The sequence below is a fragment of the Pseudomonas sp. CFBP 13727 genome, from assembly GCF_014841915.1.
GTDB lineage: Bacteria > Pseudomonadota > Gammaproteobacteria > Pseudomonadales > Pseudomonadaceae > Aquipseudomonas > Aquipseudomonas baltica.
The window spans coordinates 474,720-483,787 of record NZ_JACYUT010000005.1; the positions used below are offsets into that span (position 1 = coordinate 474,720).

Genomic DNA, 9,068 nt, shown 5'->3' on the forward strand with positions numbered 1-9,068 from the left:
ATTGCGGGTACTGCTGATCAAGACCTCGTCCATGGGCGACGTCATTCATACCCTTCCAGCGCTGACCGACGCGGCCCGCGCCGTGCCGGGCATCCGTTTCGACTGGGTGGTGGAGGAGGGCTTCGCCGAGATTCCGAAATGGCATCCGGCCGTGGACACGATCATTCCAGTGGCCATCCGCCGCTGGCGCAAGAACCTTTGGCAGGCCTACAAGAGCGGTGAATTCAAGCTACTGCGCCAGCGCCTGCGCGCCAACCGCTATGACTTGGTGATTGATGCTCAGGGGCTGCTCAAGAGCGCCTGGCTGACGCGTCTGGTCAAGGCCCCGGTGGCCGGCCTCGACAAGGGCTCGGCCCGCGAAGGCCTGGCCAGTCGTTTCTATCATCGGCGTTTGGCCGTCGCGCGCGGCCAGCACGCGGTCGAACGCGTGCGCCAGCTGTTCGCCCTGGCACTGGGCTATGACCTGCCCAAAGGCACCGGCGACTACGGCCTCAATCGCCTGCAGTGGCGCGACCTGATTCCCGGCCCGGCGTTCGTGGTGTTCCTGCACGGTACCACCTGGGACACCAAGCACTGGCCGGAAGCCTACTGGCGCGAGCTGGCCGAACGCTTGGGGCATGCCCACATCCAGGTGCGATTGCCATGGGGCAGCGACAGCGAACGCGAACGCGCGCAACGCATTGCCGCAGGCCTCAAGAACTGCGTGGTGTTGCCTCGGTTGAACCTGGCCGGGATGGCGCAGACCCTGGCCGAAGCGCGCGCCTGCGTGGCGGTCGACACTGGCCTTGGCCACCTGGCCGCCGCCCTCGACGTGCCGACCATCTCCCTGTTCGGCCCGACCAACGTTGGCCTGACCGGCGCCTACGGTCGTGGCCAGATCCACCTGGCCAGCGATTTCCCACCCTGCGCGCCGTGCCTGCAGAAAACCTGTACCTACCAGCCGACGCCGGAAGACCAGCGTCGGTTCGATCTCAAACGCGAGTGGCCGCTGTGTTTCACCCGGCTCGACCCCGAGCGCGTGGCAAGCCGACTGAGCACCGTGTTACTGGCCGAGGATCTTCGCTGATGCAACTGGCATTCGTGCTCTACAAGTATTTTCCCTTCGGTGGCCTGCAGCGCGATTTCATGCGCATTGCCCTGGAGTGCCAGCGCCGTGGCCACGGCATCCGCGTCTACACGCTGATCTGGGAAGGCGAGGTACCCGAAGGTTTCGAGGTGCACGTCGCGCCGGTCAAGGCGTTCTTCAACCATCGCCGCAACGAGAAACTGCTGAGCTGGATGCAGGCTGACCTGGCCAAACGCCCGGTCGATCGCCTGATCGGCTTCAATAAGATGCCCGGGCTGGACGTCTACTACGCGGCCGACGGCTGCTACGAAGACAAGGCACAGAACCTGCGTCATTCGCTGTACCGCTACTGGGGGCGCTACAAGCATTTCGCCGACTACGAGCGGGCTGTGTTCGGCCGCGATGCGAAAACCGAAATCCTGATGATTTCCGAGGTCCAGCAACCGCTGTTCATCAAGCATTACGACACCCCGCTGGCGCGCTTTCACCTGTTGCCGCCGGGCATCGCCCACGACCGTCGTGCGCCGCCGGACGCGGCGCTGATCCGCGCCGAATTCCGTGGCGAATTCATGCTCGAGGACGACGAGCTGCTGTTGGTGCAGATCGGCTCCGGCTTCAAGACCAAGGGCGTGGACCGCAGCCTCAAGGCCATGGCGGCCTTGCCAGCGGCGCTGCGCAAGCGCGTGCGGCTGATGGTCATCGGCCAGGACGACCCCAAGCTGTTCCAGATGCAGGGCGCAGCGCTCGGCCTGGGCGACCGGGTCCAGTTCCTCAAGGGCCGCAGTGACATTCCGCGCTTCCTGCTCGGCGCCGATGTACTGATTCACCCCGCCTACAACGAGAACACCGGCACCGTGCTGCTCGAAGCGGTGGTGGCTGGCTTGCCGGTGCTGGTTTCGGCGGTGTGCGGCTATGCCCATTACATCGCCCAGGCCGACGCCGGGCTGGTGCTCAGCGAGCCCTTCGAGCAGGAAGAGCTCAACCGCTGCCTGCAGCGCATGCTCGAGGACGACAGCGCCCGCGCGGCCTGGTCGGCCAATGGCCTGGCCTTCGCCGACAGCGCCGACATCTACAGCATGCCCGGACACGCTGCCGACGTTATCCTGGAGGCGCGACCATGAAGCTGGTGCTCGACGAGCCGTTCAAGACGCTGTGGGCCGGGCGCGATCCATTCGTGGCCGTCGAAGCGCTGCAAGGCGAAGTGTTCCGCGAGCTCGAGGCACGCCGCACGCTGCGCACCGAAGTCGACGGCAAGGGCTATTTCGTCAAGATTCACCGTGGCGTCGGCTGGGCGGAAATCACCAAGAACCTGCTCACCGCCAAGCTTCCGGTGCTTGGCGCCGGCCAGGAGTGGAAGGCCATCCAGCGCCTGCGCGAGGCCGGCGTGCCGAGCATGACGGCGGTGGCCTACGGCGAGCGCGGCAGCAACCCGGCCGATCAGCATTCGTTCATCATCACCGAAGAGCTGGCGCCTACCATCGACCTGGAAGTGCTGAGCCTGAACTGGGCCAAGCAGCCGCCGCAACCGGCGCTCAAGCGCGCACTGATCGCCGAAGTGGCGCGCCTGGTCGGCATGATGCACCGCGCCGGCGTGAACCACCGCGACTGCTACATCTGCCACTTTCTGCTGCACACCGACAAGCCGGTCAAGGCCGACGATTTCAAGCTCTCGGTGATCGATCTGCACCGTGCCCAGGTCCGTCCGCGCATCACCCGCCGCTGGCGCAACAAGGACCTCGCCGCGCTGTATTTCTCGGCGCTGGACATTGGCCTGACGCGCCGCGACAAGCTGCGCTTCCTGCGCGACTATTTCCAGCAGCCCCTGCGCCGCGTGCTCAAGGAAGAAGCCGTACTGCTCGGCTGGCTCGACGGCAAGGCGAACAAATTGTACGACCGCAAATTGCGCTACGGGGATGCTCTCTGATGGCGGGCTGGAACCTGGAAGCGGGCTACGAGCACCTGCAGGCCGACTTCGGCAGCCTGGACAGCGTGTTCGCCCTCACCGGCGAGCGCCTGACCCGCGACCCGTTGTCCGAGGTGATTCGCGTGCAGCGCGGTGGGGTCAACTATTACGTCAAACGCTACGTGGGTGCCGGCAAGGGCCTGCGCGCACACCTGGGCAAGCCAAGGGTGAGGGCCGAATGGCAGAACCTCAAGCGCTTCGCCAAGTGGGGCATTCCCACTGCCGAAGTGGTGGCCTGGGGCTTGGAACGCAATGGCGCCAGCTATGACCGCGGGGCGCTGATCACCCGCGAACTGCCCAATACCCAAGACCTGCACCAACTGGCGCTGAGCGACGATCCGCGGTTGCGCAACCGGACCTGGGTCGACCACATCAGCCGGCAGCTGGCACAGCACACGCGCACGCTGCACGACAACCACTTCACCCACAACGATCTGAAGTGGCGCAACCTGCTGGTGGACGACAAGGACGTGCTGTACTTCATCGACTGTCCCAATGGTGCTTTCTGGCGCAGCTTCATGTTGCGCTATCGCATCATCAAGGACCTCGCCTGCCTGGACAAACTGGGCAAGAGCGAACTGTCCAACACCCAGCGCCTGCGCTTCTACCTGCAGTACCGCCGCCGCGAAAAGCTCAATGCCTCGGACAAGCTGCGTGTGCGCAAGATCGTAAAATTCTTCGAGGGCCGCGAATGAGCGACTTCATCGCCAGCGAGGAGCGCGCCTTGCTGGAGCGCCACGGGCTGGCCACATTCGATGCACTGTGGAACCTGCAACTGGACGCCGTGGACGAACCCAACACCGGCCGTGGCGGCTGGAGCAGCGTGTATCGGCTGGACCTGGAAGGCCGTGGTTTCTACCTCAAGCGGCAAAGCAACTATTTGACCCGTACCCTGGCCCGGCCCTTCGGCGAGCCAACCTTCGCCCGCGAGTTTCGCAACATCAGCCGCTATCGCAAACAGGGCATCCCGGCGTTGCAGGCGGTGTTCTACGGTCAGCGCCAGGTTCAGGGTGAAACCCGTGCCATGCTCATGACCCGCGCCCTGGACGGCTGGTCCGACCTTGAAGCGGTGCTGCAGCAGTGGCCGACCCTGGCCCCGCAAGAGCGCCGCGCGGTGCTGGTGGCGTGCGGCGAGCTGGGGCGTATCCTGCATTCGGCAGGGCAGGTGCACGGCTGCTTCTACCCCAAGCATATTTTTTTGCGCGCCACGGCCAGCGGCTACCAGGCGCAATTGATCGACCTGGAAAAGACTCGCCCGCTGCTGTTCGGCCAGCGCGACCGCGCCAAGGACCTCGAACCGTTGCTGCGCCGGGCACCGCGCTGGCAGGCCGCTGACATTCGCGTTTTGCTCGCCGCGTATCTGGCCCAGCCCGAAACCAGCCCCCAGGTCGACGCCTGGCTGCAGCGCCTGAGCCGCCGTCGCAACCACAAGGAAGGCCGCTGATGCGCCTGTCTGAACTGACCCAAGCCGGCCGCACTCCCGCGTTGCCCCTGAGCATCACCCTGGCTGACGCCGCCGGCCCCGCCGAGCTGCAACTGCTGACCCTGTTGCGCGTGCTGCCCGGCCAGCGTTACGTCGGTGCCGGTATCTGGCGCGGCCGCACCGTGCTCGCCAAACTGCTGGTCGGCAGCAAGGCCGCCCGGCATTTCCAGCGCGAACTGGAAGGCGTGCGCCTGCTGGCCGAACAACACCTCACCACCCCGCAACTGCTCGCCGACGGCCTGCAGGAAGGCGAGGGCGGCTGGCTGCTGTTCGAGTACCTGGAAAACGCCCACAGCCTGGCCGACGAATGGGCCCGCGTGGAAACCCTGCCACCTCTGGCCGACGAACAGACCGTGGTGCTCAGCGAAGCCCTCGGTGTCATCGGCCAGATGCACGGCAAAGGCCTGTGGCAACAAGACCTGCACCTGGACAACCTGCTGCGCCACAACGGTCAGGTGTTCCTCATCGACGGCGCCGGCATCCAGGCCGAAGAGGCCGGCAAGCCCCTGTCGCGGCAAAAGATCCTGGAAAACCTTGGCGTTTTCTTCGCCCAATTGCCCAAGCACCTCGAGCCCTTCACCGAAGAGCTGCTGGTGTATTACCTGCTGGCCAATGGCGAGCACGGCCTGCCCATGGAAGCCCTGCAAAAGCAGATCGACAAGGTCCGCGCCTGGCGCCTGAAGGACTATCTGAGCAAAGTGGGCCGCGAATGCAGCCTGTTCAGCGTGCAGGACAGCGCCTCCAGCCTGCGCGCCGTGCGCCGCGAAGAAGAGGCGGCCCTGCTGCCAGTGTTGCGCGATGCCAATGCCCTGCTCGAACAGGGTCATATCTACAAGACCGGTGGCGCCGCCACGGTCGGCCGCGTGCACAGCCAAGGCCGCGACCTGCTGATCAAACGCTACAACATCAAGAACCTGCTGCACTGGGGCAAGCGCTTCTGGCGCCCGAGCCGCGCCTGGCATTCGTGGGTCGAGGGCAATCGCCTGCTGTTCCTCGGCATCGCTACCCCCAAGCCGCTCGGTGTGCTGGAAAAGCGCGTGCTGTGGCTGCGTCGCGAAGCCTACCTGGTGACTGAACACCTGGGTGGCCCGGACCTGATCGAAGCCTTCGCCACCCATGTCGACACGGGTGACGTTCCCGAGGATCAGCTCCAGGCCCTGGACCAGCTGTTCGCCGACCTGATCCGCGAACGCATCAGCCACGGCGACCTCAAGGGCCACAACCTGTTCTGGCACGACGGCCGCTGGGCGCTGATCGACCTCGACGCCATGCAGCAACACGGCAGCGACAGCAGCTTCGCCCCTGCCCACCAGCGCGATCGTGAACGGTTGCTGCGCAACTGGCCGGACGGCAGTGCCCTGCGTGTGCTGCTGGATCAGCGTTTGCCCCGAGAAATGTAGCCGCAACGTACGTCGCGCACGGAATTCAGGACTTTTCCTGCATTTGCGTCGGATGGGTCCTACAGACGTGCTTCCACAACTCCCGGAAACTCCTGTCGCTTGGCGGCCCTACGTGGGCCAGCGGCAGAGCAGGGGGGTTGGACATGAAACTGGGCTACTTCATCCGGTTGGGCGACAAGACATCGTGTGGCGGCACGGTCCTTGGTGGCGAGCGGGCCGTCACCCTGCTCGGCGTTCCGCGTTCGCGCGAGGGCGATCGCGTGTCCTGCGGAAAAAGCACCGGCGAGTTCCACATCGTCGGCGGCGTCGAGCAGCTCAAGAGCAACGGTCGGCGTGTCGCCGGCAGCCTCGACAGCACCAGCAGCTGTGCCTGCAACGCCCTGCTGATCCCGTCGTCGTTCAGTACCCAGTACGAGTCCCTGCGCCCGGTCAAACCGCGGCTTGCTGCCATGCCCCTCGTGGAGACGGCGCAGAGCTGCGGCCATCCGGACCAGTTGCTGTCGATCACCACCTACATGGCCGGCGAGATCAACCGCAACGTCCGTCACCCGACCATCGCCAGGATCAGGCAGCTCAATCGCTACGATGCCACCCAGGCCATGCGCACCTACAACGCGCTGCCCTGGCACGCGCGCTGGTGGGCACGCGATCCACAAGTGGTCGCCAACGCTTGCAAGAACGAAGCGGTTGCCCTGTGGGTTGGACAAATGGATGACAACCGTGAGTGGAACTACCAGGCCAAGGTCGCGCAGTTGCAGAACTCCACTTGGCACAAGCAAGGCCGATACCTGTATCACGTCGGGTTGTGGGCGGGTATTCATTACGGCTATCTGGGCATGGCTGCAGGTTTTTGCCCAGCTGTGCTGCTCGATGGCATCGATGCACAAACACCGCTGGAACAGCGCCGCACCTTGCGCCACTGCCATGCCACCGCCGAGCGCCTGGCCATCAACATCGGCATGGACCTTTACAAGCGCCACTCCGAAGGCGTGGTAACTGCCAAGGCCATGATCAATGCGGTACTCGCAGCCGAGCGGGAAAACTGGGGCAAGGGCAGGCGTGAGCATCGGTGCAGTTCTGGTCTGCGGTCGGATGCTGGAAAGGGACGCTAGGGGGGGGCTGCAAGCTACTTGAGTGTCGGGGGCGTGTTGGCGAGGGTGTCAACCATACTCCCGGTTTGCCAGCAGGGTGGAAGTAGAAGTGGGCAACCGCCAATTCTGGACTTCCACTCGCTGGTTTCGCCGCTATTAACAGAAGCGGGATTAGTGGCCGGGCCTTTTGCCTGTGAACGCTTCCTCGTTTTGTTTGCGTATCAAGACACCTATTCGACATTATCGGACTATCGGTAGGTCAACGTGATCTCATCGATCATGATCGCGGTTCCTCGATGATAAAAACGGATGGCAGCGATTCGTCGTGGAACCTGAGGCGAGGATATAACCTGTACGCCAATGCGGGCATAAGATGTGGCCATAATCACACCTGACCTGTCCTTGTATTGTATTTCGCACTCGTTTGGCGCTCGGTTGAGGTTTAAGCTAAGACGGATACTTTTGATAGGAGTGGTGAATGTCCAATCCACAGGATAATAGCTGGAGTTCTCAGAGTGGCCCCTCACGCCATAATACCTTCCTGAAAAGGTCGGATAGGGCAGTCCGCTATTAGGTCCGGTAATTGACGATGAAGTGTCAGTGATCGAATTAAAGTAGCGGAATCTAATATTTTGATAAGGTTGGAATTCTCGAGGTTGCTCAAGCTCGAAGTCTTCCTTCACCCAGTCAGGCACATCTGCCCGGACGAATCCCCACGCAACCGAAGACTCGCCGCTACCGTACAGCGTCTTGGCAGTGAGTGAATGGTTGCCTGCTGCAAGGGCACTCACGCTATGAGTCCAGTTTCCTGCGGCGTTCACCTGTGCAACGCCATTTGAAATGGCTCCGTTATCGAAGATTTCCACTTGCGTATTGGGCGTGGCGGTACCGCTGATCGAAACCGTCAGGTCAGGCGTGGTGCCGCCATTAGGTACTTCCTCAATTGAATCCCGCACGCTGGAAATGATCGGTGCCGTTTGAGCCGCCTTATTGAAGGCCCTTGCTGCCGAAACCAACCCACTGCCATAAAGCCCTTTCGCCGTGATCGAATGTGTTCCCAGCGCCAGGCCCGACAGGGGAGCGCTCCAGTTCCCCCCCGTATCAACGGAAGCGTTACCCTTGGACGTCGCGCCGTCGAACAGCTGTACTTGCTGGCTGGCAGTGGCCGTACCGCTCACCGTAACGCTGTTGTCGTACGTGGTTCCGCCGGGGCTGATCTCGCTCCACGAATCCCGCACGCTGCTGATCGTTGGCGCGTTGTCGGCCACAGCGACCACCGCATATGCGCGAGAATCGAAGATCGTCGCTGTTGCTTCGTTGCTTCCCCCGTTCATGGCAACCTTGAAGGTCACAGTCAACCTACTCTGATGCCTCAAAGCCTTCAATTCAGCCACAGGGACTTTCACCGTCTTGCTTCCCGAGCTTACCCAGGCACTGTCGACAGCGTCAGGTGGTGCCAGCATCCGTATGTTGTATTCAGTTCCATTCGACCTGTAGCCCTCGAGGGTCAGCCATACCTGTTGTCCCGCAACGATCAGTGGCCAATGACCAACGCGCAGCGTAGCGTCATCTGTCAGGGCACTCACATCGAGGCTTCCACCGATGGCTTCTAGAATCTGCAGGTCGCTGAGCGTATTGGCTGGCAACGTCAGCACCTGCAAACTCAACACCTCGGACACCGGCCTCACCGCCCCACTTTGATTGACCGCATAAAACACCTCCGCCGTCTTGCCCAGCGAAGCCGCCAGAATCGGCGCAGGAATGGCCCCCTGTGCCTCACCCGCAACGCTGACGTTGATGGGCGGGATCGCCTGGTCGGCATTCCCCGCCACACGCCAGAACGGCATGACGCTATCGCCTATGCGCAGGCGCGTATCGCGCAGCACGAAGTTCGCGGTGTTGGCTTGTGTGGTGCCGGGTCTGACAGGGCTCCAGGAGGTAACCGGTGCGCCGGTCGAGTCGTGAATCTGCGGCGCCGGCCAGGTCTGGCTCGCGGCATCCTGCACCGAGATCAGCACGCTTTCGGAAACCCCCGTGGCTCCCGCGCTGGGAATCAGCTCGTACC

General features: G+C 63.2%; 7 protein-coding genes and 1 pseudogene. 7 read left to right on the forward strand and 1 reads right to left on the reverse strand.

The features are described 5' to 3' along the window. Position 1 precedes the first annotated feature (1 nt). The 7 genes from waaC to IFT76_RS17730 all read left to right on the forward strand — a co-directional run bounded on the left by waaC (position 2) and on the right by IFT76_RS17730 (position 7,024). Entirely contained in the window at positions 2 to 1,066 is a 1,065-nt protein-coding gene (gene waaC / locus IFT76_RS17700; protein WP_192059533.1) for a lipopolysaccharide heptosyltransferase I, read from the forward strand. After that, entirely contained in the window at positions 1,066 to 2,187 is a 1,122-nt protein-coding gene (locus tag IFT76_RS17705; RefSeq protein ID WP_192059535.1) for a glycosyltransferase family 4 protein, read from the forward strand. The genes waaC and IFT76_RS17705 overlap by 1 nt, the downstream gene beginning before the upstream one ends. Continuing rightward, positions 2,184 to 2,990 (forward strand): lipopolysaccharide core heptose(I) kinase RfaP, encoded by an 807-nt coding sequence (rfaP, locus tag IFT76_RS17710; protein WP_192059537.1) that lies wholly within the window; start codon positions 2,184 to 2,186, stop codon positions 2,988 to 2,990. Before IFT76_RS17705 ends, rfaP begins: the two co-directional genes overlap by 4 nt. Further along, entirely contained in the window at positions 2,990 to 3,724 is a 735-nt protein-coding gene (locus IFT76_RS17715) for a lipopolysaccharide kinase InaA family protein (protein ID WP_192059539.1), read from the forward strand. Before rfaP ends, IFT76_RS17715 begins: the two co-directional genes overlap by 1 nt. Further along, positions 3,721 to 4,473, forward strand: coding sequence for a lipopolysaccharide kinase InaA family protein (locus tag IFT76_RS17720; protein WP_192059541.1), 753 nt, complete (start codon positions 3,721 to 3,723; stop codon positions 4,471 to 4,473). Before IFT76_RS17715 ends, IFT76_RS17720 begins: the two co-directional genes overlap by 4 nt. After that, positions 4,473 to 5,912: a lipopolysaccharide kinase InaA family protein gene (locus IFT76_RS17725; RefSeq protein WP_192059543.1), complete on the forward strand. Its 1,440-nt coding sequence runs from the start codon at positions 4,473 to 4,475 to the stop codon at positions 5,910 to 5,912. The genes IFT76_RS17720 and IFT76_RS17725 overlap by 1 nt, the downstream gene beginning before the upstream one ends. Positions 5,913 to 6,055: 143 nt before the next feature. Continuing rightward, positions 6,056 to 7,024: a PAAR domain-containing protein gene (locus IFT76_RS17730; RefSeq protein ID WP_192059545.1), complete on the forward strand. Its 969-nt coding sequence runs from the start codon at positions 6,056 to 6,058 to the stop codon at positions 7,022 to 7,024. A gap of 227 nt (positions 7,025 to 7,251) precedes the next feature. Here the strand turns inward: IFT76_RS17730 and IFT76_RS17735 are convergent. Then, positions 7,252 to 9,068 (reverse strand): annotated as a pseudogene (locus IFT76_RS17735) (Ig-like domain-containing protein); the annotation flags it as partial.

Coding starts and splice junctions, on each gene's coding strand:
- IFT76_RS17705 (WP_192059535.1), top strand. CDS start 1,066: ATGCAACTGGCATTCGTGCTCTACAAGTATTTTCCCTTCGGTGGCCTG.
- rfaP (WP_192059537.1), top strand. CDS start 2,184: ATGAAGCTGGTGCTCGACGAGCCGTTCAAGACGCTGTGGGCCGGGCGC.
- IFT76_RS17715 (WP_192059539.1), top strand. CDS start 2,990: ATGGCGGGCTGGAACCTGGAAGCGGGCTACGAGCACCTGCAGGCCGAC.
- IFT76_RS17720 (WP_192059541.1), top strand. CDS start 3,721: ATGAGCGACTTCATCGCCAGCGAGGAGCGCGCCTTGCTGGAGCGCCAC.
- IFT76_RS17725 (WP_192059543.1), top strand. CDS start 4,473: ATGCGCCTGTCTGAACTGACCCAAGCCGGCCGCACTCCCGCGTTGCCC.
- IFT76_RS17730 (WP_192059545.1), top strand. CDS start 6,056: ATGAAACTGGGCTACTTCATCCGGTTGGGCGACAAGACATCGTGTGGC.